General features: G+C 72.7%; 24 protein-coding genes and 1 tRNA gene. 13 read left to right on the forward strand and 12 right to left on the reverse strand.

Annotated features, from left to right (window positions below):
- Nucleotides 1–8 precede the first annotated feature (8 nt).
- A complete protein-coding gene (locus AMK25_RS16055) occupies nucleotides 9–794 on the reverse strand; it encodes a DeoR/GlpR family DNA-binding transcription regulator (RefSeq protein WP_073829154.1) in 786 nt (261 codons plus the stop codon).
- 199 nt (nucleotides 795–993) lie between these two features.
- Here AMK25_RS16055 and AMK25_RS16060 point away from each other — a divergent pair, with 199 nt between their 5' ends.
- The 3 genes from AMK25_RS16060 to nagA all read left to right on the forward strand — a co-directional run bounded on the left by AMK25_RS16060 (nucleotide 994) and on the right by nagA (nucleotide 4,041).
- Complete coding sequence (locus AMK25_RS16060; protein ID WP_073829155.1) at nucleotides 994–1,923, forward strand: SIS domain-containing protein; 930 nt, start codon at nucleotides 994–996, stop codon at nucleotides 1,921–1,923.
- 79 nt (nucleotides 1,924–2,002) lie between these two features.
- Nucleotides 2,003–2,935 (forward strand): ROK family protein, encoded by a 933-nt coding sequence (locus AMK25_RS16065; protein ID WP_073829156.1) that lies wholly within the window; start codon nucleotides 2,003–2,005, stop codon nucleotides 2,933–2,935.
- The gene (nagA, locus tag AMK25_RS16070) at nucleotides 2,932–4,041 is read left to right on the forward strand and encodes an N-acetylglucosamine-6-phosphate deacetylase (protein WP_073829157.1); all 1,110 of its coding nucleotides are present in this window, start codon (nucleotides 2,932–2,934) and stop codon (nucleotides 4,039–4,041) included. Before AMK25_RS16065 ends, nagA begins: the two co-directional genes overlap by 4 nt.
- Before the next feature lie 12 nt (nucleotides 4,042–4,053).
- On the opposite strand, the gene AMK25_RS16075 is transcribed toward nagA, so the two are convergent.
- On the reverse strand, nucleotides 4,054–5,262 hold the full coding sequence (locus AMK25_RS16075) for a DUF4032 domain-containing protein (protein WP_073829158.1): 1,209 nt from the start codon (nucleotides 5,260–5,262) through the stop codon (nucleotides 4,054–4,056).
- Between the two features lie 111 nt (nucleotides 5,263–5,373).
- Here AMK25_RS16075 and AMK25_RS16080 point away from each other — a divergent pair, with 111 nt between their 5' ends.
- Together AMK25_RS16080 and AMK25_RS16085 are read left to right on the forward strand one after the other, a co-directional pair.
- Nucleotides 5,374–6,147 (forward strand): phosphatase PAP2 family protein, encoded by a 774-nt coding sequence (locus AMK25_RS16080; protein ID WP_073829159.1) that lies wholly within the window; start codon nucleotides 5,374–5,376, stop codon nucleotides 6,145–6,147.
- A 47-nt stretch (nucleotides 6,148–6,194) separates the two neighbouring features.
- Nucleotides 6,195–7,433, forward strand: a complete 1,239-nt coding sequence (locus tag AMK25_RS16085; protein WP_073829160.1) for an APC family permease — start codon at nucleotides 6,195–6,197, stop codon at nucleotides 7,431–7,433.
- A gap of 9 nt (nucleotides 7,434–7,442) precedes the next feature.
- Here the strand turns inward: AMK25_RS16085 and AMK25_RS16090 are convergent, their stop codons facing one another.
- Nucleotides 7,443–9,227, reverse strand: coding sequence for a potassium channel family protein (locus AMK25_RS16090; protein WP_443189914.1), 1,785 nt, complete (start codon nucleotides 9,225–9,227; stop codon nucleotides 7,443–7,445).
- An 87-nt stretch (nucleotides 9,228–9,314) separates the two neighbouring features.
- Between AMK25_RS16090 and AMK25_RS16095 the strand changes: the two genes are divergently transcribed.
- From AMK25_RS16095 to AMK25_RS16110, 4 genes are all read left to right on the forward strand, one after another.
- Nucleotides 9,315–9,794, forward strand: coding sequence for an MSMEG_6728 family protein (locus AMK25_RS16095; protein WP_073829161.1), 480 nt, complete (start codon nucleotides 9,315–9,317; stop codon nucleotides 9,792–9,794).
- 197 nt (nucleotides 9,795–9,991) lie between these two features.
- Complete coding sequence (locus AMK25_RS16100) at nucleotides 9,992–11,536, forward strand: FAD-dependent oxidoreductase (protein ID WP_073829162.1); 1,545 nt, start codon at nucleotides 9,992–9,994, stop codon at nucleotides 11,534–11,536.
- Between the two features lie 54 nt (nucleotides 11,537–11,590).
- Nucleotides 11,591–12,490 carry a hypothetical protein gene (locus AMK25_RS16105; protein WP_241826370.1) on the forward strand — a complete coding sequence of 300 codons (900 nt, stop codon included), beginning with the start codon at nucleotides 11,591–11,593 and terminating at the stop codon, nucleotides 12,488–12,490.
- A gap of 89 nt (nucleotides 12,491–12,579) precedes the next feature.
- Nucleotides 12,580–13,020, forward strand: coding sequence for an HNH endonuclease (locus AMK25_RS16110; protein ID WP_030502810.1), 441 nt, complete (start codon nucleotides 12,580–12,582; stop codon nucleotides 13,018–13,020).
- A gap of 72 nt (nucleotides 13,021–13,092) precedes the next feature.
- Here the strand turns inward: AMK25_RS16110 and AMK25_RS16115 are convergent, their stop codons facing one another.
- Nucleotides 13,093–13,716, reverse strand: a complete 624-nt coding sequence (locus tag AMK25_RS16115) for a TetR/AcrR family transcriptional regulator (RefSeq protein ID WP_241826371.1) — start codon at nucleotides 13,714–13,716, stop codon at nucleotides 13,093–13,095.
- A gap of 69 nt (nucleotides 13,717–13,785) precedes the next feature.
- Between AMK25_RS16115 and AMK25_RS16120 the strand changes: the two genes are divergently transcribed.
- A complete protein-coding gene (locus tag AMK25_RS16120; protein ID WP_073829164.1) occupies nucleotides 13,786–14,337 on the forward strand; it encodes a peroxiredoxin-like family protein in 552 nt (183 codons plus the stop codon).
- 54 nt (nucleotides 14,338–14,391) lie between these two features.
- Here the strand turns inward: AMK25_RS16120 and AMK25_RS16125 are convergent, their stop codons facing one another.
- Nucleotides 14,392–15,159, reverse strand: a complete 768-nt coding sequence (locus AMK25_RS16125) for an enoyl-CoA hydratase/isomerase family protein (RefSeq protein WP_073829165.1) — start codon at nucleotides 15,157–15,159, stop codon at nucleotides 14,392–14,394.
- A 76-nt stretch (nucleotides 15,160–15,235) separates the two neighbouring features.
- Complete coding sequence (locus AMK25_RS16130; RefSeq protein ID WP_073829166.1) at nucleotides 15,236–17,635, reverse strand: M4 family metallopeptidase; 2,400 nt, start codon at nucleotides 17,633–17,635, stop codon at nucleotides 15,236–15,238.
- A gap of 188 nt (nucleotides 17,636–17,823) precedes the next feature.
- Between AMK25_RS16130 and AMK25_RS16135 the strand changes: the two genes are divergently transcribed.
- The gene (locus AMK25_RS16135) at nucleotides 17,824–18,255 is read left to right on the forward strand and encodes a hypothetical protein (RefSeq protein WP_073829167.1); all 432 of its coding nucleotides are present in this window, start codon (nucleotides 17,824–17,826) and stop codon (nucleotides 18,253–18,255) included.
- Between the two features lie 80 nt (nucleotides 18,256–18,335).
- The gene (locus tag AMK25_RS16140) at nucleotides 18,336–18,992 is read left to right on the forward strand and encodes a type 1 glutamine amidotransferase domain-containing protein (protein ID WP_241826372.1); all 657 of its coding nucleotides are present in this window, start codon (nucleotides 18,336–18,338) and stop codon (nucleotides 18,990–18,992) included.
- A 7-nt stretch (nucleotides 18,993–18,999) separates the two neighbouring features.
- Here the strand turns inward: AMK25_RS16140 and AMK25_RS16145 are convergent, their stop codons facing one another.
- The 6 genes from AMK25_RS16145 to AMK25_RS16170 all read right to left on the reverse strand — a co-directional run bounded on the left by AMK25_RS16145 (nucleotide 19,000) and on the right by AMK25_RS16170 (nucleotide 22,725).
- Nucleotides 19,000–19,611: a histidine phosphatase family protein gene (locus AMK25_RS16145; RefSeq protein ID WP_073829357.1), complete on the reverse strand. Its 612-nt coding sequence runs from the start codon at nucleotides 19,609–19,611 to the stop codon at nucleotides 19,000–19,002.
- A gap of 49 nt (nucleotides 19,612–19,660) precedes the next feature.
- On the reverse strand, nucleotides 19,661–20,080 hold the full coding sequence (locus tag AMK25_RS16150) for a VOC family protein (protein ID WP_043327953.1): 420 nt from the start codon (nucleotides 20,078–20,080) through the stop codon (nucleotides 19,661–19,663).
- 35 nt (nucleotides 20,081–20,115) lie between these two features.
- Complete coding sequence (locus tag AMK25_RS16155; RefSeq protein WP_073829169.1) at nucleotides 20,116–20,517, reverse strand: helix-turn-helix domain-containing protein; 402 nt, start codon at nucleotides 20,515–20,517, stop codon at nucleotides 20,116–20,118.
- Nucleotides 20,518–20,632: 115 nt separating this feature from the next.
- Nucleotides 20,633–21,304 (reverse strand): HNH endonuclease family protein, encoded by a 672-nt coding sequence (locus tag AMK25_RS16160; RefSeq protein ID WP_073829170.1) that lies wholly within the window; start codon nucleotides 21,302–21,304, stop codon nucleotides 20,633–20,635.
- A gap of 419 nt (nucleotides 21,305–21,723) precedes the next feature.
- Nucleotides 21,724–22,551, reverse strand: coding sequence for a hypothetical protein (locus AMK25_RS16165; protein ID WP_073829171.1), 828 nt, complete (start codon nucleotides 22,549–22,551; stop codon nucleotides 21,724–21,726).
- A gap of 97 nt (nucleotides 22,552–22,648) precedes the next feature.
- Nucleotides 22,649–22,725, reverse strand: a tRNA-Thr gene (locus AMK25_RS16170).
- Nucleotides 22,726–23,089: 364 nt separating this feature from the next.
- On the opposite strand from AMK25_RS16170, the gene AMK25_RS16175 reads away from it, so the two are divergent.
- A complete protein-coding gene (locus tag AMK25_RS16175) occupies nucleotides 23,090–24,181 on the forward strand; it encodes an ABC transporter ATP-binding protein (protein ID WP_073829172.1) in 1,092 nt (363 codons plus the stop codon).
- The last annotated feature ends 41 nt before the right edge of the window (nucleotides 24,182–24,222 follow it).

The following is a 24,222-nucleotide window of genomic DNA, read 5'->3' on the forward strand; positions in this document are numbered from 1 at the left end:
TTGCGTCGTCAGGCGCAGACGACGTGCACGCCCGCCTCGCGGAACGCCGCCACCACGTCCGGGGACGCGCCGGAGTCGGTCACCAGCGTTTCCACCCGGTCCACCGCGCAGATCCTGGCGAACGCGTGCCCACCGAGCTTCGAGGAATCAGCTATCACGACGACCCGCTTGGCGCGGGCGACCATGAGACTGTTCATGGCCGCCTCCCCCTCGTGGTGCGCGGCGGCGCCGAGCTGCGGGTCGATCGCGTCCACGCCGAGCAGCGCGACGTCCAGGGTGACCTCGCGCAGCAGCGCCCCACCGAGCGGGCCGACCAGCTCGAACGACTTGGGCCGGACCACGCCGCCGGCCACCACCACCTTCATCCGCGAGCGCACCAGCAGTTCGTTGGCGATGTTCAGCGCGTTGGTGACCACCGTGAGCTGGGCGCCCTCCGCGCTGGTGTTGAGATCCGGGCGTACGGCCAGCGCCCGCGCCACCTCGGTGCTCGTGGTGCCGCCGTTGAGGCCGACCACGGTGCCCGGGGAGACGAGCGCGGCGGCCGCCGTGCCGATCCGCTGCTTCTCGGCCGAGTGCTTCGCGGTCTTGTAGCGCAGCGGCAGGTCGTAGGAGACGCCGTTGGCGACCGCGCCACCCCGGGTCCGGGTGATCATCTGCTGCTGGGCGAGCTGGTCGAAGTCACGCCGGATGGTGGCCTGGGAGACGTCCAGCCGGTCGGCCGCCTCCTCGACGGTGACCCGGCCGCTGTCGGTCAGCATCTCCAGCAGCGCGTTCCAGCGCGCGTAGCGGTCCACCGCGGGGGCCTCCCCTGACTATGCGTGAACGGTGATCGGTTGCGTGCACACTAGTGCGCGAAACTCAGTCCGCGCAAAAGCCTTCGCTGCGCGAACTTGGAGACAGTTGCCACAACCACGCCGCTTCGCGCAGAATGACGCGCGAAAGACGGCAGTATCGCGCCGTATTGCGCAAGGGTTTTCCCGGCGAGGAGTTGTCATGGCGTACGTGCACGCGGAGATCGCGAGCCAGCCCGACTGCTGGCGGGAGGCGGCGCGACTCGCCCCGACCGTCGCCGAGCGCCTGCCGCGCCCCGGCCAGCGGGTGGCGGTGGTCGGTTGCGGCACGTCGTGGTTCATGGCCATGGCGTACGCCGGGCTGCGCGAGGCCGCCGGCCACGGCGAGACCGACGCCTTCCAGGCCAGCGAGTTCCCCACCGGCCGCCACTACGACCGGCTCATCGCGATCACCCGCTCCGGCACCACCACCGAGGTGCTCGACCTGCTCACCGCGCTGCGCGGGCGGATCCCCACCACGGCCCTGGTCGGCGACCCGGACTCGGCCGCCGTCGCGACGGCCGACGCCACTGTCGCGCTGCCCTTCGCCGACGAACGGTCGGTGGTGCAGACCCGCTTCGCCACCACCGCGCTCGCGCTGCTGCGCGCCCACCTCGGCGAGGACCTCAGCCGGCTGGCCGCCGACGCGGAGGTGGCCGTCCGGGCGCCGCTGCCGATCGACCCGGCCGGCATCGAGCAGGTCACCTTCCTCGGTCGCGGCTGGACCGTCGGGCTGGCCCAGGAGGCCGCGCTGAAGTGCCGCGAGGCGGCCACGTTCTGGGCCGAGGCGTACCCGGCCATGGACTACCGGCACGGCCCGATCTCGGTCGCCGCCCCCGGCCGGCTGGTGTGGGCGCTCGGCGAGATCCCGGACGGCCTGCCCGAGGACGTGGCCGCCACCGGCGCCGCGTTCGTGCACAGCCGCACGCACGGCTGGCGCACGGTGCTGACGAGCTGGTCGGCCGGCCGCAACCCGGTCGACCCGATGGCCGACCTGATCCTGGCGCAGCGCTTCGCTGTCGCGCTCGCGACCACCCGTGGCCTCGACCCGGACGCGCCGCGTCACCTGACCCGGTCCGTGGTCCTGGCATGAGCGAACGCACCGAGCGCAGCGAGGGCCGTGAGCGCATGCCCAGCCGGCACGGCGTGAGCGAGCGAAGCGAGCCCACGGCGTGAGTGCAGGCGACGAGGTCGTCGTCGCGCTGGACGTGGGGGGCACCGGGATGAAGTGCGCCCTGGTCCGGCCGGACGGCACGACTGTGCACACCGAACGGCACGCCACCGACGCCCAGCGCGGCCCGGAGGCGGTGGTCGGCACGATCCTCGACGTGGCCGAAGGGCTGGCCGGCAAGGCCCGCGCCGACGGCCACACGCCGGTGGCCTGCGGCATCGCCGTACCCGGAGTGGTCGACGAGGCGCGCGGCGTGGCGGTCTGGTCGGCCAACGTGGGCTTCCGGGACGTACCCCTGCGAGAGCTGGCGCGCACGCGGCTGGGACTGCCGGCGGCGCTCGGCCACGACGTGCGCGTGGGCGGCCTCGCCGAGGCCCGGCTCGGGGCCGGACGGGACGCCGGCCACGTGCTGTTCGTCGCGATCGGCACCGGCATCGCCGCCGCCCACGTGGTCGACGGGTCGGCAGCCACCGGCGCGCACGGCGCCGCCGGGGAGATCGGCCACATCCTGGTACGCCCCGGCGGCCCGCGCTGCGGATGCGGACGGACCGGCTGCCTGGAGGCGGTGTCGTCGGCCTCGGCGATCGGACGCCGGTACGCCGAGCTGTCCGGCGCGCCCACCACCGCTGCCGAGGTGGCCGAGCGCGCGGCGGCCGGTGAACCGCTCGCCGTGGAGGTGTGGCAGGAGGCGGTCGAGGCGCTCGCCGACGGACTCGCCACCGGGCAGGCGCTCTACGATGTGTCGACAGTGGTGCTCGGCGGCGGGCTGGCCCAGGCCGGTCCCCGGCTGTTCGACCCGCTGCGGCGGGCGTTGCGCGAGCGGCTGACGTTCCACCGCGAGCCGCGCCTGGTCGCGGCCGACCTCGGGGACGAGGCCGGCTGCCTCGGCGCCGCCCTGCTGGCCCTGGACACCCTGGCGAAGGAGAGTCGATGACCCGGCGCGTGACCGGCAAGGTGGTGACCCCGACCGGCGTCATCCGGCAGGGTTGCGTGGAGATCGCGGACGGGCGGATCACCGCCGTGGCCGAGTATCCGTCCGTGCGCGACGGGCACTGGATCGTGCCGGGCTTCGTGGACATGCACACCCACGGCGGCGGCGGGCACACGTTCACCACCGGCGACCCGGAGGCGGCGCGGCAGGCCGCGGTGTTCCATCTCGGGCACGGCACCACCACGCTGCTGGCCAGCCTGGTCAGTTCCCCGTTCGAGCTGATGCGCGACGCCACCGCCGCCTACCGCCCGCTGGTGGAGTCCGGCGTGCTCGCCGGCGTCCACTTCGAAGGTCCGTACCTGTCGGCCGACCGTTGCGGCGCGCAGAACCCGGAGTTCCTGCGCGACCCGTCGACCGCCGAGCTGACCGAGCTGATCGAGCTGGGCGGCGGCGCCGTACGCATGGTCACGATCGCTCCCGAGCGGGACGGCGCCACCAAGGCGATCGAGCTGCTGGTGTCGCACGGCGTGGTCGCGGCGGTCGGGCACACCGACGCCACCTGGGAGCAGACCCGGGCGGCGGTGGCCGCCGGCGCCACTGTCGGCACCCACCTGTTCAACGGGATGCGCCCGGTGCACCACCGCGAGCCCGGCCCGGTGGTGGCGCTGCTGGAGGCCCCGAACGTGGTGTGCGAGCTGGTCGCCGACGGGGTGCACCTGCACGACGGCATGCTCGGCTTCGCCACCTCGGTGGCCGGCCCGGAGCGGGCCGCGCTGATCACCGACGCGATGGCCGCCGCCGGCATGCCCGACGGCGAGTACGAGCTGGGCGGCCAGGCGGTCACCGTGGCCGGCGGGGTGGCCCGGCTCGCCCACAACGGCGCGATCGCCGGCAGCACGCTCACCATGGACGCCGCGCTGCGGCACGCGGTCGGCGCGGGCGTGGCCCTGGCGGACGCCTGCCGCATGGTCGCGACCACCCCGGCCCGCGCGATCGGGCTGGGCGACCGGGTGGGCGCGCTGCGCACCGGTCTGCGCGCGGACCTGGTGGTGCTGGACGACGACCTGAACGTGGTACGGGTGATGCGCGGCGGCGACTGGGTGGAGTGATCCGCCCGGGCGTCAGACGCTGGGCACCTCGACGCCGAGCACCGCCTGCTCGTCCGGGCGGTGCACCAGCACGTCGGCCAGGTACGACTGCACCGCCCGACGCATCCCGACGTCCCGCCCGGCCTGCTCGGAGAGCAGCCACTTGTGCTCGATGATCTGGGCGAACAGCTCCTGCGGCTCCAGCTTGCGCCGCAGGTGCCCGGGGACCGCCCGGACCACCGGCTCGAAGACCTCGGTCAGCCAGCGGTGCGCCGCCTGCTGCTCGTCGGTCAGGTCGCTCTCCAGCCGGTAGGCGTCCAGGTCGTTGAGGAGCCTGCGGGCCTGGTTCTCCTCCGCGTCCAGGCCGGTCAGGCGCAGCAGCCGCCGGGTGTGGTAGCCGGCGTCGACCACCTTCGGCCGGACCAGGTAGCGCCCGTTGTCGGCTGTGGACATGGCCACCTCGGCCACGTCGAATCCCAGCTCGTTGAGGCGGCGGATGCGGCGCTCGATGTCGTGCCGGGCGGCGCGTTCGACCTGCTGCTCGTAGGTGATCTCGTGCCAGAGCCGCTCGTAGCGCCGCACGACCTCCTCGCAGACCACCTCCGGGTCGATCGACTCGTGCAGCAGGCCGGCGGCCTGGAGGTCGAGCGCCTCGCCGAAGATGTTGACCCGGGCGATCTCCAGGTCCTCGCCGCGCTGGCCGTTGGACAGCGACGGGTGCAGCGCCCCGGTCTCGGCGTCGACCAGGTAGGCGGCGAACGCGCCCGCGTCCCGCCGGAACAGCGTGTTCGACAGCGAGCAGTCGCCCCAGAAGAACCCGGTCAGGTGCATCCGCACGATCAGCGCGGCCAGCGCGTCCAGCAGCCGGTTCATCGTCTCCGGGCGCAGCGTGTTGGAGAACAGCGCTCGGTAGGGCAGCGAGAACTGGAGGTGCCGGGTGATCAGCACCGGGTCCAGCGGCTCGCCGTCGTCGGTCTGCCGGTCGGCCACGATCGCGACGGCCTCGACCGACGGGAAGTCGATCCGTTCCAGCGCCCGCAGCAGGTCGTACTCGCGCTCGGCGACCCGCTCGCCGGTCTCCTTCACCGCGTAGACGTACCCGCCGAGCCGGACGAACCGCACGATGTGCCGGGAGATGCCCTGCGGCAACGCGACCAGGTGTTCGGCAGGCCACTGCTCCAGCGGGGTCGACCAGGGGAGGTCGAGCAGCGCCGGGTCGACGAGAGCCGAGGTGATCCGCACGGCAACCAGTGTGACCGCTGACCCCCGCGCCGCGCTTCCCTTCGTGGCTCGGCACACAGCCGCCGATGCCCGCGCCGCCCGGGCGCCGCCGGCGGCCGGTAGCGTGGTCGCGTGCGTCAGACCTCGGGGGTACGCGGTGACCTGCGGCTGCGGCCGGTCCGGCCGGCCGGGTGGTGGTTCGACGGGCTGCTGCTCGGGGCAGTGGTGGCGATCACCGTGGCACTCGCCTCCGGGCAGCTGTTCGGGCTCGACCGGGCGGTCGCCGACTGGTCGGACGAGCACCGCCCGACCGCCGCCCGCTGGGTGGCGATGACGCTCAACCTGCTCGGCCAGGGCACCCCGCTGACGCTGCTCGCGGCCGGGCTGGGCGTGCTGCTGGCGCTGCGGCTGCGCTCGGTACGGCCGCTGCTGCCGCCGGTGGTCGGGTTCGTGCTCACGTTCTTCACGATCGGCCCGCTGAAGGTGTGGACGGCCCGTCCGGCGCCGAGCGCCTCGGTCAAGGAGCCGTTCCTGTCGCCCGAGCAGACGCTGCCGCTGTTCCAGCACGACCTGCCGGTGCGTTTCGCGCAGTCGTACCCGTCCGGGCACGTCGCCAACGCGATCGTCTGGTACGGCGTACTGGCCCTGCTGCTGGCCCCGCTCGTGCGCACGCTCGGCCGGACCATGCCGCCCCGGCTGGTCACGGTGATCCGGGTGGTGCCCCCGGCGGTGGTCTTCTGCACCACCGTCTACCTGGGCTGGCACTGGCTCACCGACTCGATCGCCGGCCTGCTGCTCGGCCTGCTGCTGGACCGGCTGCTGCGCCGGGTGCCCTGGGACGACCTGCCGCTGCCGCGCCGGCTCGGCGACTGGCGGCGGCCGGTCGGCTGGTCCGCGCCGCGCTGAGCGAACGACGGCACCCGATGTTCACCGCACGCTCCTAGGCTGCCGGTGTGGAACAGCTGGCACGGCGACTCGGCGTACCGGACGCGGTCGTCATCGGTCTCGGCTCGATGCTGGGCGCGGGCGTCTTCGTGGTCTTCGCCCCCGCCGCGGCGGCGGCCGGCGGCGTCGGCCTGCTCGTGGCGCTGGCGCTGGCCGGCTTCATCGCCTACTGCAACGCCACCAGCTCGGCCCGGCTCGCCGCCCGCTACCCCGAGTCCGGTGGCACCTACGTGTACGGCCGGGAACGGCTGCACCCGTTCGCCGGTTTCCTGGCCGGCTGGGGCTTCGTGGTCGGCAAGACGGCGAGCTGCGCGGCCATGGCGCTGACCGTCGGGGCGTACCTGTGGCCGGGGCGGGCGCGGCTCGTCGCCGTCCTCGCGGTGGTGGCGGTGACGGTGGTGAACCTGCGCGGCATCGGCAAGACCGCCGCCGCCACCCGGGTCCTCGTCGCGGTGGTGCTGACGGTGCTCGCCGTGGTGGCGGTGACCGGCGCGCCGCAGGTGGCGGCCGACCGGCTCACCGCCCCCGCCGACCTCGGGGTGGGCGGCGTGCTGACCGCCGCCGGGCTGCTGTTCTTCGCGTTCGCCGGGTACGCGCGCATCGCCACGCTGGGCGAGGAGGTACGCGACCCGGAGCGCACCATCCCCCGGGCGGTGCCGCTGGCGCTCGGCGCGGTGCTGGCGATCTACCTGACGCTGGCGGTGGTCGCGCTCGGCGTACTGGGCGCCGACCGGCTGGCGTCCACCGACGCGCCGCTCGTCGAGGTCGTGACCGCCGCCGGGCAACCGGGGCTGGCCTGGCTGGTCCGGGCCGGCGCGGCGGTGGCGGTGACCGGGGTGCTGCTCTCCCTGCTCGCCGGCGTCGGCCGCACCTCGCTCGCGATGGCCCGCCGCCGGGACCTGCCGGGCGTGCTCGCGGCGGTGCACCCGCGCCACCGGGTGCCGCACCGCGCCGAACTGGCAGTCGCCGCCGTGGTGGTCGCCGTCGTCGCGGTTGGCGACGTCCGGGGCGCGATCGGCTTCTCCAGCTGCACGGTGCTGGTCTACTACGCGATCACCAACGCGGCGGCGCTGACGCTCGGCCCGGACCCGGCCCGGCGCGTCCCGGTACGGCTGCTCGCCACACTGGGGCTGGTCGGCTGCCTGGTGCTGGCGGTCAACCTGCCCCTGCCGAGCGTGCTCGCCGGTTTCGGCGTGCTCGCCCTCGGCGCGCTCGGGTACGCGGTCCGCCGCCGGCGACCTGCCTGACGCGGCCGGTCACTCCTCCGGGCGCCGCGCGGCGGGTGGACCGGCGGGCGCCGGTGGCGGCGCGGGCGTCGTCTCCCGGAGCAGGGCGGTCAGCCCGGCCCGCCGGGCCACCACTGTCAACCGGTCACCGGCCTGGATCACCATCCGCGGATCGGCCGTCCAGTCGGCTTTCTGGTTCGGCCGGGTGTACGCGAGCAGGCGTACCTCGCCGGGCCGGGCCACCGCGCTCAGCGGACGCCCGTCCAGCGGCGAACCCGCCACCACCGGCACCTCGGTGACCAGCAGCGCGTGCCGGTCGACCGGGATGGTGGCGACGACCGCGCGGTCCAGCAGGGCCGCCGCGAACGACGGCGCGGCCAGATAGGACACGCTGCGCGAGATGCCGATGCCGAACGCCTGCTGGATCCGCTCGGCGAAGTCGCCGTCGAACAACCGCAGCACCACCCGCAGGTCCGGGTCCAGCGACCGGGCGATCAGCGCGGCACGCAGGTTCGTCCCGTCGTCGGTGGAGACCACCACCAGAGCCTGGCAGGTGTCGACCGAGGCGGACCGCAGCGTCTCCTCCCGGCCGGCGTCGCCGACGATCAGCGGCACCCCCAGCCGGTGCGCCAGCGCGGCACCCCGCGCGTCGGCGTTCCTGTCGATCGCCACCACCTCGACGCCGAAGTCGTGCAGCTGAGCCATCACCCGGGTGCCGATGTTGCCCAGCCCGACCAGCACCACGTGCCCGGAACGGTCCGGCTGGACCCGCCCGGCGTGCAGGGCCAGCCGGGCGTTGACGACGCCGTCGACCACGGCGGCCGTGATCAGCGGGATCAGCGCCAGCCCGGCCAGGTTGAGCACCACCTGCATGACCTGGGCGGCGACCGGCTTGTTGACGTCCGGGTCCTGGCCGGTGAGCGTGGTGACCAGCGTCAGGTAGACCGCCTCGCTCCAGCTGACGTCGGCCGCCCGGGCGTTGAGCCAGCCCAGCACCGCGATCACCCCGAGCAGCACCAGCACCGCGATACCGATCTTGCGGGTGGCGAAGTGGCGGACCGCGCGCAGCAGCACCGCCCCCGGCTGCCGTCGCCGCCGCGCCCGTACCAGCCGCCGCGCGGCCACCTCGGTGCCCGCCGGCCGCCCGGTCGCCTCGGCCAGCACCACGTCGGCCGCCGCCTCGTCGGCGGGCAGCACCCGCACCAGGTCCGGGTCGGTGGTGACGGCCAGGCCGCAGACCACGTCCTGCGGGCGTACGTCGTCGCGGCGCGCCACGTACAGCGTGCGCCCCGCGTGCCGGAAATGGGTGGGCGCCACCTCGCCCAGCGCGGCGGCGACGAAGGCGGGCGCGGCCATCGAGGCGTCGGAGAGCACCGCCGAGTCGGGGAAGAGCTGCCGCAGCCCGTCGGCCAGGTTGGTGTTGAACATGCGCACCACCAGGCGCAGCCGGGACTCGACCTCCTGGGCGCAGAGCGCGGCGTGCATGTTGCCCACGTCGTCCTGGTTCAGCAGGGCCAGCCCGGCCGCGCCGGCCAGCCCGGCCCGGCGGAACGCCGCCTCGTCGAGCCGTTCGGCGGTGACGACCCGTACCCCCGGCACGTCCCGCCCGTCCGGGCCATCGGACCGGCGGCGGGCCGGCACCACGAGCGTGACCCGCACCCGCCCCTCGGCGCTGTCGGTGGCGAGCAGCGACCGGACCACCCAGTAGGCGAGCGGATCGGACCCGCAGACCACGAAGTGGGGGCGTTCGTCACCGTTCATCCGGAGCCGCCAGCCGGTCGCGCGGCGCGCGCGGTCACGCAGTGGCTCGGCCATGTCCGGATCGTAGTCAGCCGCTCGCGATGTGCGCAGCCCCGGCGATCATGAACGCATGGCGGGGCCGGGTACGGGTAGAGCACCGGCATGCAGACGTTCCTGCCGTATCCGGACTTCCTGGCCAGCGCCCGGACGCTGGACCAGAAGCGGCTGGGCAAGCAGCGCGTCGAGGCGATCCAGGTGCTGCGCGGCCTGACCCGGCCGGACTACGGCTGGCGCAACCATCCCGCGGTGAAGATGTGGGCCGGGTACGAGGAGGCGCTGACCCGGTACGGGCTGGACATGTGCGCGGTGTGGTGCGAGCCGGGCCGGGCCGACACCTGCGCCGGCACGCTCGCCACCGACCTCGCCGCCGCGTGCGGGATCGCGGTGATCCGCACCCAGGACGAGCTGGCCGCGGCCGGTGAGCTGCCACCCTGGCTGGGCCTCGACGACCTGCACCGCAGCCACCGGTCGTCGCTGCTGCGCAAGGACCCCGTCCACTATGCATCGTTGTTCACCGACGTCTCCCCCGACCTGGAGTACGTCTGGCCCCCGTCCGACCGCCCCCGCCGCTGCCTGGGGTGAAAGGAAGGGCCCCTTGTTAACGCCTCCGGTAGAGGAAGGGCCCCTTGTTAACACCTCCCCCAACGCCCCCGCGCGGCGCACGCAGCGCGCGGACCGCCCGGCGTCAAGAAGGGCCCCCGCACATCCGTATGCGTTAAAAAGGGCCCCTTCCTTTCACCTCAGGCAGACTGGGGGGACCGCCGACTGGAGGAAGCCCCGTGGGTCTGTCGCAAGTGGTAGGTCGCCTGATCGGCGTACGCGAGCACGTGGTGGACCCGGGCGGCGGTGGCGCCCCCCGCGTGCCGCGACCGGTGCCGGCGCTGGTGGTCGGCGGCGGCATCGCCGGCATGTCGGCGGCGGTGGTGCTGGCCGAACGCGGGGTCGCGGTGACAGTGCTGGAGGCCGCGCCGCACCTCGGCGGACGGCTCGGCGCCTGGCCGGAGGAGCTGCCCGACGGCGTCCAGCGCAACGAGCACGGCTTCCACGCGTTCTTCCGGCAGTACTGGAACTGGCGGTCGATCCTGCGCCGGGTCGACCCGGAGCTGGGCTTCCTCAAGCCGATCCCGGGTTACCCGATCCTGTCCGAGCAGTGGCCGACCGAGGAGTTCGGCAAGCTGCCGCCAGCGCCACCGGCGAACCTGCTGGCGCTGCTGCTGCGCAGTCCCAGCCTGCGCCTGGCGGACCTGCGCGCGATGGACCGGGACGCCGCGTTGCCGCTGCTCACCTACGACCCGGTACGCACCTACGAGGAGTTCGACGAGCGCACGGCGGACGAGCTGCTCACCTCGCTGCGGCTGCCGGACCGGGCGCGGGCCATGCTGTTCGAGGTCTTCTCGCACTCGTTCTTCAACCACGAGGCGGAGATGTCGGCCGCCGAGATGATCGCCCAGTTCCACTTCTATCTGCTCGGAAACCCGGAAGGGCTGGCGTTCGACTGCCCGGACCGGGACTACGCGACGGCGATCTGGGAGCCGCTGACCCGCCACGTGGAGAAGCACGGCGGCCGGGTGCTGACCGGCGCTCCGGCCACCCGGCTGGACCGCACCCCGGCGGGCTGGCGCGTCACCGGCGCGGACGGCGACGTCTGGGAGGCGCCGCACGTGGTCCTCGCGGTGGACCCGCCGGCGCTCGCCGCGCTGGTCGCCGCCTCGCCCGGCCTGGTCGCGGCGGCGCCCGAGATGGTGGCGCGGATGCCCGCGTTCGGCACGCCCGGGCCGCCGTACGCGGTGGCGCGGTACTGGATGGACGGGGACGTCGGCCCGGACCGGGCGGTGTTCAGTGGCGTCTCCCGGCAGCCCACGCTGGACTCGGTAACGCTCTACCACCGGCTGGAGGACGAGCCCCGCCGCTGGGCCGAGCGGACCGGCGGCTCGGTGGTGGAGCTGCACGCGTACGCCTGCGAGCCGGACGTGCCGGCCGACGAGCTGGCCGCGCGGATGCTGCGGGAGCTGACCGCGCTCTGGCCGGAGGTGGCCGAGCTGCGGGTACGCGAGCTGCGCGCCCGGGTCGAGGCGCAGGCCCCGGCGTTCACACCTGGTAGCCACGCCGGGCGTCCGGGGGTGGAGACCGACGCGGCGGGCCTCTATCTGGCCGGGGACGGCATCCGGACGGAGTTCCCGAGCGCGCTGATGGAACGGTCGGCGGCCACCGGGATCATCGCGGCGAACCACATCCTGCGCGCCGAGGGTGCGGCGGCCGAGCCGGTCCGCTCGATCCGTCCGCGTGGCCTGCTGGCCGGCAAGGCAGGCCCGAAACAGCGCTAAGCGGACAAATACCGCTCTACGCTCGGCTGATCCGGTGACACGGGAGGTCGGGCGGTGAGCACCGCGACGCGGGAGCGGCGCAACGAGGAGCACGGGACACCACGGGACGAACGGACCGTGGTGGTCACCGCGCTGCGACTCGGCTGGTCGATGGCGGACGCCTACCACCACGCGCAGAACGCCGACCTGACCGACGGCGGGAACCGGCCGGTGGCCGCGCCGCCGAAACTGTCGAACCTGACCGAGCTGGCCGGGTGGCACCGGCTCGGCATGTACCTCGACGGCGTGGACGTGGCGCTGGCCCAGATCGCGCCGCTGACCCCGGCCGGTCGTACCGCGCCGTCCACCGCCGCCGCCCGCCGCGCCACCGGCCCCGACCGGGAACCGTTGCTGCGCGCGCTCGACGACCTCAACATCGACGTGCTGCGCTGGACGATGGCGACGAACCACCGGGTGGGCGTGGCGTACCGGCTGGGGCGCTCACTCGCCGACACCGTGCGGCGCGGCGACGCCGACCGTGCTGCTGGCGGTGGTGGGCGTCAGCGCCGCCGCGGCGGCCGGGTCCCCCACCACCCGGGCGGCGGTGGCGCTCGTCGGCCTCGGCGCCGGGCTCACAGCGATCTGGCGGTCGATCTCCACGCCGACGCTGTCGGTGGCCGCCGAGGTGAACCGCCCGCTGCTGGACAGCGAGCTGGTGGTGCAGATGACCGCCCGGATCGACCGCCCGCTCGCCGCGGCCCGAAGCGCCGGACGGGCCGGACGGCAGCGGAGGCCCGTCGACGAAGGATCGAAATACGTTGCCCAGGATTCCCGAATCGATCTACCGTGACCACGCAAGGTCAACCACCGCTACGGGAGCCGTCCATGTCGCTGCGATCCGCCACCACGATGACGTCGTGGCCGCTCGGCGACGGCTGCCGGGAACACGGTCCCTGGCCCGGAGAGCACGACTGACGCCTCGCGCGTCCCCGTCGTCGCCGCCCGGTCCCGTGGACCGGGCGGCTTTTTCGTCGCCGTACCGCCGATCGTGAAGGGAGAGCCCGGTGGACGCCGTCCTCGTCATAAACGCCGACCTCGGCCCGCTGCACCGGGTCACCGTCAAGCACGCGATCCGGATGCTGTGCCGCCGGGTCGCCGAGATCCACGAGGCCGAGCCGGACCGGGTGATCGGCGTCTTCCCGCTGCCCCGGGTGGTGCGCCTCGTCCGGTACGTGGTGACCCGCTGGCGGTTCAGCGCCGGCCCCGCCTGGTCGCGGGCCGGGGTGCTCGCGCGCGACCGGCGGCGCTGCGCCTACTGCGACGGCGCGGCCAGCACGATCGACCACATCCTGCCCCGCTCGCGCGGTGGCCGGAACACCTGGGGGAACACCACCGCCGCCTGCTACGCGTGCAACCAGCGCAAGGGTGACCGGACCCCGGCCGAGGCGGGCATGCCGCTGCGGCGGGCGCCGGTGACGCCGAGCTGGGCCGCGCTGGCGCGGTGACGGACGGCCGGCGGGCACAGGGGGCGGTGCCGGGGTACTCCCCGGCGCCGCGCCCGCCGGTCCCACCACGCCCTAGGTGTCGAGGCGACGCGCCAGCCCGTCGAGCAGGAGGTCCAGCCCGCCGCCGAACTCGTCCTCCGGTCCGACCGCGCCGGCCTCGCGCGCGGTCTCGGCGAGCAGGGGGAACTCGTCGCGGGGCAGCGCCGCGATGACAGCCGTGCCGGGCCCGGCCAGCGCGCCGAGGTGTTCCATCTGGATCGCGCCGACCACGTAGCCGAGCAGGGCGCGGAACGCGACCACCCGCCCGGTTCCGGTGAAGCCGGCCCGGGTCAGCACCGCGAGCACCGCCTCGCCCCAGCGCAGGATCGCCGGTGAGCGGTGCCGGTGTGCGGGCAGCAACGGGACGACTGCCGGATGGGCGCCGACCGCCCGGCGTACCCGGCCGGACAGCTCCCGGACGCCGTCCGGCCACGGGACGTCGAGCGGCGGGCGGGTGTCCACCCGGTCGAGGACCCGCTCGACGACGAGCGCCTCCAGTTCGTCGCGGTCGGCGACGTAGCGGTAGAGACCCATCGTGCTGGTGCCGAGCTGCGCGCCGACCGCGCGCATGGTGAGGCCGGCGAGGCCGTCCCGGTCGAGCACCGCGAGCGCCGCGTCGGCGATCTGGGCGTGGGTCAGGGAACGGGGACGGGGCATGGCCTTGACAGCGTACAAGATACGCCTACGGTTGTAAGAGTACGTCGTACGCCAACAACGGGAGCGCGCATGGACGTCGTCACCCCTCGCCATCTCACCAGCGTGACCGGCGCCCAGGTCGCCCTGCCGGACCCGGACCGCCTGGTCCACCTCCAGTTCCGTCGCTTCGCCGGCTGCCCGGTCTGCAACCTCCACCTGCGCTCGATCGTCCGCCGGCACGCCGAGATCGAGGCAGCCGGCGTACGCGAGGTGGTGCTCTTCCACTCCCCCGCCGACGAGTTGCGCGAGCACGTCGCCGACCTGCCGTTCGCCGTGGTGGCCGATCCGGACCGGCGGCTCTACCGGGAGTTCGGGGTGGAGTCGGCGCGACGGTCGCTGCTCGACCCGCGCGCCTGGCTGCCGATCCTGCGTGGCGTGGCGATCAGCACCTGGCACATCCTGCGCGGACGGGAGCGGTCGCCGTCCCTTACGCCGCACGGCGGCCGGTTCGGGCTGCCGGCCGACTTCCTGATCGGGCCGGACGGGCGGGTGCTCGCCGCGAAGCACGGCGAACACGCCTCCGACCAGTGGTCGGTGGACGAGCTGCTGACCCAGGTCAGCGGGAGCCGGTCGACACGCTGACCGCCGGATCGCCGGTCGGGACGTACCCGCCGGGGGGTGCCGGGCAAACGGCGGTCAGTGGGTTTCCGGCGGGGTCCAGCCGAAGCGCGGCGGACGCCGCTCGTTGATGGCCGCCACGCCCTCGCGGGCCTCGCCGCTGTCCCGCACCTGGCCGTGCCACCACGCGAGCCGGTCGGCGTCGGCGCGCCCGTCGATGATCTCCTTGGCGGCGGCCACCGTGAGCCGGGAACGCTCGGCGATGGTGGCGGTCAGCGCCGCCACCCGCCCGGCCAGCTCCCCGCCCGGCAGCACCTCGTCCACCAGGCCGATCCGCAGCGCCCGCTCGGCGTCGACCAGCTCGCTGCTGAACAGCAGGTGCTTGGCGGCGGACGGGCCGACGAGCGCGGCCAGCCGCCGGGTGGTCGGCGCCGGGTAGACCAGGCCGAGCCGGGCCGGGGGTACGCCGAACCGGGCATCCGCGGCGGCCAGGCGCAGGTCGCAGGCGACGGCGAGCTGGCAGCCGCCGCCCACGCAGGCGCCCTCGACCGCGGCGACCGTGGGACGGCCGAACGCGGCGAGCCGTTCCTCGGCGGCCACCGCGATGCTGCCGTCACCGGCGGCCAGCAACTCGTCCAGGTCGCCCAGATCGGCCCCGGCGCAGAACGTGCCGGCCGCGCCGGTGAGCACCAGTACCCGTACCGCCGGGTCGGCCTCCAGGCCGTCGAGCAGCACCGGAAGCTGCCGCCACATGGCCGGGGTCATGGCGTTGCGCCGGGCCGGGTTGTGGATGACGACCGTTGCCACCGGGCCGTCCACCCTGACGGTGAGTTCCGCGTCGGACATGGTGCGACCGTAACGGGCGGGGCCCGGCGACCACCCGCGTGGGGTGGCCGCCGGGCCCCGGGGTCGGGCGGTCAGGTCAGGAGACGTTGACAGCGGTGTCGTCGAGCACGAACGAGGTCTGCAGCGAGCTGTCCTCGGTGCCGGTGAACTTCAGCGTGACGGTCTGCCCGGCGTACGACGCCAGGGAGAACGACTTCTGGCTGTAGCCGCTGGCCTTGTTCAGGTTCGAGTAGGTCGCCAGCGTGGCCAGCACCGAACCGGAGGAGTTGAGCACCTGCACGTTCAGCTTGTCGTACTGAACGCTGCTGGTGGTCTCGGCCGAGTCGATGTGCAGCCAGAACGAGAAGGTGTACGCGGAGCAGCCGCTCGGCAGGCTCACCGACTGCGACAGCGAGTCGGTGCGGGTGCTGCCGTAGCCGTTCAGCCAGGCGTTCCACGTACCGGTGCGGGTCGGCTGGCCCTGCGAGCCGTACTGGCCGATCACGCCGGAGGTGGAGGTCCAGACCGTGTTGCCGGACTCGAAGCCCGGGTTGCCGAGCTTCTGGCCCGCGCCGGTGCAGCCGCCGCCGGTGCCGGTCACCGTCAGCGAGAACGTGGCGGTCTTCGTGCCGGACGCCGCGCTGCCGGTGACGGTCACCGAGTAGGTGCCGGTCGGCGTGCTGGAGCTGGTGGAGATGGTGAGCGTGGACGAGCCGCCCGAGGTCACCGAGGAGGGGCTGAACGACGCGGTGGCGCCGGTCGGCAGGCCGGACGCGGAGAACGTCACGGTCTGCGCGCTGCCGTTGGTGGTGGCCGTGGCGACGGTGGCGGTGACCGAACCGCCCGCGGTGACCGACCCGGCGGTCGGCGAGAGCGAGACGGAGAAGTCGTTGCCGGTGGAGCTGCACGGCGCGTCGTTACCGGCGACGTTCACAGCGGTCCAGGCGGCCTGGACGGTCTTGTACTCGGTGGAGCAGTTGCCGTACAGGTCGGTCGCGGCCCGCAGGGTGTACGCGCGGGCGGTGTTGGCCGGGTTGCTGGTGTTGACGTACGAGGTGTTCGAGGTGAAGTACACGTCGAGCGCCCGGTACCAGATCTTCTCCGCCTTGGTGCGGCCGATGCCGGTGACCGCCGGGGCCGAGCCGCAGACCGGCGAGGTGCCGTACGCGGTGGCGCCGGTGCCCTCGGCGAGGTTGAAGAAGAAGTGGTTGCCGACGCCGGAGGAGTAGTGCACGTCCTTGTTCTTCGTGCTGGTGGACCAGCAGGAGTCGGACGAGCCGTCCAGCGACGGGTTGTACATGTAGCGCAGCGGCGTACCGTTGCCGTTGATGTTGATCTTCTCACCGACCTGGTAGTCACCCGGGTCGCTCGGCGCGGCGGCGTAGAACTCCACCATGTTGCCGAAGATGTCGCTGGTGGACTCGTTGAGGCCACCGGACTCGCCGGAGTAGACCAGACCGGCCAGCGCCTCGGTGACGCCGTGGCTCATCTCGTGGCCGGCGACGTCCAGCGAGACCAGCGGGCGGGAGTTGCCCGAGCCGTCGCCGTAGGTCATCTGGGCCCCGTCCCAGAACGCGTTGACGTAGTTGTTGCCGTAGTGCACCCGGCTCGGCACGCCCTGGCCGTTGCCGAAGATGCCGTTGCGGCCGTGCACGTTCTTGAAGTAGTCGAACGTCTTGGCGGCGCCGAAGTGGGCGTCCACCGCGGCCGACTGCCGGTTCGAGGTGGCGCCGTTACCCCACGCGTTGTCCGCGTCGGTGAACGTGGTGCAGCTGGAGGTCCCGTTGTTCATGTCGCAGGTACGGCCGTTGCCACGCACCGGGTCGATCATCTGGTACGTGCTGCCGGAGAGCGTCGTGTCGATGGTGACCGAGCCGGTGTAGATGCCCTGGCCGGTGCCGGCCACCGTCTCGATCTCGTCGTACGAGCCGATCACCTTGCCGGTGGTGGCGTCGGTGACGACGTGCAGCTTCGACGGGGTCTGCTTGTCCGCCTTCCAGCCGGTCGCGACGGTCTCCCAGGCGAGGCGGCCCTTGCCGCTGCTGGCGTCGACGAACAACTCCGGCGCGCCGACCGAGGTGAGCGAGCCGGAGAACGTCTTGCGGGCGCTGGCCTTGGCCGCCTCCGCGCCGACCTTCGCGGTGGTGCTCAGGGTAAGCGGGGCGTCGAGGCTGACCGACGCGCTGGTCATGGTGCCGTTCGGGGCGGTGTGGATGACGAAGTCACCGCCGTACACCCGGAGGCCCTGGTAGGTCCGGCTGTACCGGGTGTGCGCCGCCCCGGAGGGGTCGACCTTGGTGCGGACGGCCTGATAGGCCTCACCGCTGGCGCCCTTGACGACGCCGGGGTTGGCGCGCAGCAGGCTCGCGGCCTGGGCTACGGCCGACGTCTCGGGGCTGGGGGCGCTGGGCGCTGCCGCTTGCGCCGAAGTGGTGACGCAGGCCAGCACGCTGCTGGTGAGCAGCGCTGCGCTGACGGCGGCGACGGATCTTTTCACGGGCCCTCCTGGAAGGCGAAGTTGTGACGGGGGTAGTCACTGATGTAGATATAGCGATACATCGAAGAACGTGAAAGAGGCTGGCGAGAACCCGCCGGAGACACTGACCGAACGGATGAGGAGGACCGGTGGGCCGGAACCGGGTGGTCCCGTCGCGCGTCCGAACCGGTATGAGAGCTGCCCCCGCCATGGCGGCCGTCGCCGCCCTTCTCGTCCCGCTCGCCGGCTGCGCCCGCACCGACGCGCCACCCGTCATCACGGACGGCCCTTCGCCGCTGGCCACCGAGGTCGTACTCGTGAAGTCGGGCGGCATCGCCGGGCTTACCGACACCGTCCGGGTCGGGCCGGACGGCCACTGGACCCGTACCGACCGCGCCGGCGGCTCCCGCGAGGGGCAGCTCGCCGCGGAGAAACTCACCCGGCTGCGGCAGCTCGCGGCCGACCCACGGCTGGCCGCCGAAGCCGCCGTCACCGTGCCGGCGACCATGTGCGCCGACGCGTTCAGCTACCGGCTCACCGTCGGACCCAACCAGGTCAGCTACGTGGACTGCCCGCCGCAGGCCAAGCCGCCGGCCGTCACCGCGCAGGTGGTGGACCTGCTCAACGGCGCCACCGGCTGACCGGCGCCGATTTCAAACCCGATCCGGCTGTGACATCGGCCTATGGCCGGCCGACCGGCGGCGGGGCCAGCATGGAAGGCATGACTCGCGCACTCATCGCCCTGACCAGTCACTCCGAGCTGGGCGGCACCGGCCGCTCCACCGGCTACTACGTCGGCGAGGCCGCCGAGCCGTGGGAGGTGTTCCGGGCCGCCGGATACGACGTCGACCTGGTATCCGTGGCCGGCGGCGAGCCGCCGGTCGACGGGCGGGACGAGAACGACAGCACCCAGAACGACTTCCTCGCCACCGCAGGCGTCACCGACACCCCGAAGGCCGCCGACGTGGACCCGGCCGGGTACGACGTGATCGTCTTCGCCGGCGGGCACGGCACCATGTGGGACTTTCCCGACGACCCCGACCTGGCCCGGATCGCCCGCTCGGTCTACGAGCGCGGCGGCGTGGTGGCCGCCGTCTGCCACGGCCCGTCGGCGCTGGTGAACCTGACCCTCACCGACGGCTCGCGCCTGATCGCCGGCAAGCGGGTCGCCGGATTCACCAACAGCGAGGAGGCGGCCGTCGGCCTCACCGACGAGGTGCCGTTCCTGCTCGCCGACAAGCTCACCGAGGCCGGCGCGCAGCACGTGGCGGCACCGGACTTCACCGAGCACGTGGTGGTCGACGGACGCCTGGTGACCGGCCAGAACCCGCAGTCCGCCCGCGCCGTGGCCGACGCCGTGGTGAAGCTGCTCGCCTGAGGCCGGGTCAGATCCGGTAGTCGTCGGGCAGGCCGGTGGCGCGCAGCTCGGGTGGCAGGTGGGCGACGTCGTTCAGCGCGACGAGCGTCGGCGGGCCACCCGAGCTGTAGCGGATCACCGTCAGCCCGCAGTTCTGCTGGTTGAGCCCGATCCAGCGGCGCTCCGGCGCCTCCAGCGCGTCCCGCACCAGCCAGGCGACCAGGAAGTTGTGGGTGACGACCAGCTCGCGTACGTCACCCTCCGCGGGGGCGGCGGCGAACCGCGCCACCGCCTCCGCGGTCACACGCGGCCCGTCACGCCGCTCCCGCTCGGTGAACCCGGCCAGGAACGCCACGTACCGCTCGGGCAGACCCGCCGGGTCGGTATCGTGCGGCATGTGGTCGCCGGCCCGGTCGTCCTCGCGTACCGGGACACCCGGCAGCGACGCCGCGACCAGCGCGGCCGTCTCCGCGGCCCGGCGGGCCGGCCCATGGTGTACGGCGGCGAAGCGCGTGCCGCGCAGGCGCTCCCCCAGCAGCGTCGCCTGCCGACGGCCGCGCTCCGACAGGCCGGTGTCCGCCTCCTCCTCCGGCCGGTCCTGCTCGCCGTGGCGGACCAGGTAGAGCAGGCGGCTGGGCATCGGCACCTCCACGGTCAGGGACCGCGAGACTAGCCCTCCGCCGCGCCGTTCACTGCCCCTGGCGCATCTGCCCGATCCGGATCCGGTTGCCGAACGGGTCGCGGATGCCGAAGTCGATCCCGTACGGCCGGTCGGTCGGCTCGTCGGTCACCTCCACGCCCTTCGCGACCAGATCCGCGTACGTCTTGTGCGCGTCGTCGGTGGTGAAGAAGAGGAAGCCGCCCGCGGCGCCCTTGGTCAGCAACTCCCGGACCTGCTCGGCGGTCTTCGGGTCCAGGGCCGGCGGGCCCGGCTTCTCCAGCAGGATCTCCCGGCCCGGGTCGCCCGGCACGTTCACGGTGAGCCAGCGCATGAAGCCGAGGTCCTGGTCGGTGCTGACCTCCAGGCCGAGCTTCCCGACGTAGAAGTCGAGCGCCTCGTCCTGGTCGAGTACGTAGATCTGCGAGCGGGAAGTCGAAGTCATCGTCATGCCGATGACGCTAGAGCAGCAGCCTGACCTGCTGCTTATCCAAAACTGCTCGGTCTGGTCCAGGACTTGGAGAAGCAGCTCGGCACGTCCGGCGAAGCGGTCCTACGACGCCGGTAGTCCGAGGGCGACTCACCGACGATGCCGTGGAACGTCCGGCTGAACGTGCCGAGGCTGGAGAAGCCGACGGCGAGGCAGATGTCGGTGACGTCCCGGTCGGACTCCAGCAGCAGGGCCATGGCCCGCTCGACCCGGCGGCGTTGCAGGTAGCGGTGCGGGGTCTCGCCGAAGGTGGCCCGGAAGGTACGGATGAAGTGCGCCTCGGACACGTGCGCGATCCGGGCCAGCGCGGCGATGTCCAGCGGCTGGGCGTACGCCCGGTCCATCGCGTCCCGGGCGCGCAGCATCGCCCGGTTGGACTCCTCGACCGCTCTGCTCACGCCGTCCCCCCGCCGGCCAGCCTACCGAGACGTCGATCGGCGGCGCGCCCGCCGACACTCCGGTCGGAGAACTGTGTACGCCGCTGTCATGCGGCCCGCGCGACGGCTCCTGCGATCACGAGGCGCAGGTGTTGAGCATGCCCTGCAGTGCGGACTTCTCGGACGACTGGAGCGTCAGGCCCCAGTTGTACTTCACGGTGATCCACATCTTGCTGTAGGTGCAGCGGTACGACGTCAGGGGCGGCTGCCACGTCGAGGGGTCCTGGTCGCCCTTGGCCTGGTTGACGTTGTCGGTGACCGCGATCAGTTGCGGGCGGGTCAGGTCGTTGGCGAAGCTCTGCCGACGGCTCGTCGTCCAGGAGTTGGCGCCGGACCGCCACGCCTCCGCCAGGGGCACTACGTGATCGATGTCGACGTCGGAGGCGGCGTACCAGGTCGCACCGTCGTAGGGGCTGTACCAGCGGCCTGAGGTGGCGGCGCAGGAACTGCTGACCACGACGGACGTGCCGTCCCGCTTGAGGACCTGCTCGCGGGTGTTGCAGGTGCCGGTGATGGTGATCCAGTGGGGGAACAGATCCCGCGAGTAGCCGGACATTGAGCCCTGGGCTGCGACTGTCAGCGCGTTGAGCTGCGACTGCGCCGTTGCCTGGGACGGGATGCCGGGCGGGGTGGCCGAGGCCGGCTGGCCGTTCACGGCGGCGAGAACAGCGCCCGCGAGGGCGGCGACAGTGATCGCGGCGGCACGGCGCCAGGCACGCGAGGTGAGGGTGACGGGCGTGATCGGCATGACGGCGACCCTTCGTCGAGGAAAGTGACAGCAACCTTCCCTGACGATCATGTCCATCGATCGCCGTCCCTGTAAAGAACAGCTGTCCGGTTGTCGAGCATCGAGCCGCCCCTCACCGCCGACGTGCCGCCTCCGCCGGCGTCACTCAGGGCAGCGGCGGCGTGACGGTCGTTGTATCTTCTGCGGCGTGAGCTGGGGTCGGGGCGCTGGCGACCGCAGGAGGCGGAGGCAGGTCAGCGCGGAGGAACGCGGAGGACTACCGGAAGGCCGTCGACCTGTTGCAGTAGGCTCGCGGTCGCCGTGGCCCTGACCGTGGTGGGCGTGACCGGCATGTTCCTCACGGACCAGGGCAGGTTGTGATCCGTGAGCTGACCTGCGGTGTTGTCGGCATATTGTCCGGAGTCCGAGGTACAGGTCCGTTAGCTGCCGTCCACCGGGTCGTCGTACGGCGGCGACACCTCGTCGTTCCAGGAACGTTTCACGTAACCGCCGGTGAGATCTTGGAGCTGCAGGTTGACCTCGATCAGGGTGTTGATTTCCTGGAGCACCTCGTCGAGATCGTCGAACGTGACCTGGAACCGGCGGTCGTAGGCGGCCATCTCGGGGATGCCATAGTCCTCGGCAACCTCAGCGGCCTCCGCGACAATCCGTGGCCCCGCGTCGAAGGTCACCTCCAACTGGGGACCATCGGACCATTGGACGGTGAATCGGTCGCTCTCCTCGGCCACCACCATCGACTTCAGGCGCTGCGAGGCGTCGGCAAGGGTGGCGGGCCCGGTGAAGTAGACCCGGAACCCAGCGCGCGGCCAGAGGTGAGACGAAACGGGATCGTCCAGCAGCAGGTCGACCGCAGCGTCGATTCTGGACTCAGCTTCGGTCAGCGGCACACCCAGTTGCGAAACATGGGCGACCAGGCCCGTCGCGTCCGCCACCACGTGCCCGATCCGGTACATGGTCCGGACGAGCCCTTCAGCATCCACGTCACTGCCACTGTGCCAGAACGGCAGATTGACGGCCGCCTCACCGGACCGGTAGCGCACCGTAATGCCGCTGGGCTGGTGCGTCAGCGTGCGGCTCGGGCCGTCCTCGCCCAGAACCACCTCGCCGACGACGTCCCGTACGCCGGAAACGATGACGTCCCATGCCTGCGAGTCGGACGGCTCACCTGCACCCTTCCGTTCGCCGTCCGACGCCTTCAGCGAGGGCTGTCCGACGGGCTCGGGTAGCAGGATGAGATCAAGAGTCATGGCCGCCAGGCTAGGGCCTATGACGGGCGGTCGTGACCCTCGTTGCTGTCATCCGGCCAGATCGCAGCGGCTGCCGCCGCGAAATGCCTGATGGAATTGGAGCCCCCGGCCGGGATCGAACCGGCGACATCTCGCTTACAAGGCGAGTGCTCTGGCCAGCTGAGCTACAGGGGCGCGTGCGTCGCGCTCAGCATAGCGACTGAGCCCCGGAAATCCCGCCTCGCAGGGCTCCCGAGCACGGAAAACGTCGGCATCCCGACCGGGGTGGCCGATGGATCATCGCCCGGGCACGCTCCCAACGGGGAGATTGATGCCTCGCAGTGCCCCGCTGACCGTTATGCGTATGCCGTCCATCCCATCCGGAGAACCACGTCTTGGCACGATCGCGAAAGCCGTTTACCGTGCAGTGACACGGACGACACTCCGGCGGGCTTCGGCTGCCTGAGCGACGACCCCGTTGGCCGGCGCCTTGGGCGCCGGTCGCTCCTTCACTCGGATCGTCCGGCACGTTCCTGCCGGTGAAAGGAAGCGCTCCATCATGGCTACGGTCACCTACTCGAAGGCGTCCCGGATCTATCCGGGCACCGAGCGTCCCGCCGTCAACCAGCTCGACCTCCAGATCGGTGACGGGGAGTTCCTCGTCCTGGTCGGCCCGTCCGGCTGCGGCAAGTCCACCAGCCTGCGGATGCTCGCCGGCCTGGAGGACGTCGACGACGGCGCGATCTACATCGACGACCGGGACGTCACGCACCTCCCGCCGAAGGCCCGCGACATCGCGATGGTCTTCCAGAACTACGCCCTCTACCCGCACATGACGGTGTACGAGAACATGGCGTTCGCGCTCAAGCTGCGCAAGACCTCGAAGTCGGAGATCGACCGGCGGGTCAAGGAGGCGGCCGGGCTGCTCCAGCTGGAGGAGTTCCTCGGCCGTAAGCCGAAGGCGCTCTCCGGCGGTCAGCGCCAGCGTGTCGCCATGGGCCGCGCGATCGTCCGCGAGCCGCAGGTCTTCCTCATGGACGAGCCGCTGTCGAACCTCGACGCCAAGCTGCGTGTCCAGACCCGTACCCAGATCGCCTCGCTCCAGGCGAAGCTGGGCGTCACCACCGTGTACGTCACCCACGACCAGGTCGAGGCCATGACCATGGGTCACCGGGTGGCGGTCATGCTGGACGGCGTGCTCCAGCAGGTGGACACCCCGCGGGCGCTCTACGACACCCCGGCCAACGTCTTCGTCGCCGGCTTCATGGGCTCCCCGGCCATGAACATCAAGACGGTGAAGCTGACCGACCAGGGCGGCGTGTTCGCCGAGATGATCGTGCCGCTGACCCGCGAGCAGGTCGAGGCGGCCCGCTCCGAGGGCGGCGACGGCAAGGTCACCGTCGGCTTCCGCCCGGAGGACTGCGACATGGTCAGCCCGTCCGAGGGCGGCATGCCGGTCGTGGTCGAGCTGGTCGAGGACCTGGGCTCCGACGCCAACGTCTACGGCCACGCCGCGCTGGAGGGCCACAACGAGCGGTTCGTGGTCCGCACCGACCGGCGCAGCATGCCGAACATGGGTGACACCGTGTTCGTCAAGCCGCGTACCGGCCGCAGCCACGTCTTCCACGCCACCACCGGCCAGCGGATCTGACGTACGTACGCGAAAAGGGGCGGCCCGCCACGGCGGACCGC

Origin of the sequence: Micromonospora sp. TSRI0369 (genome assembly GCF_001905625.1) — a bacterium.
GTDB lineage: Bacteria > Actinomycetota > Actinomycetes > Mycobacteriales > Micromonosporaceae > Micromonospora > Micromonospora echinospora_A.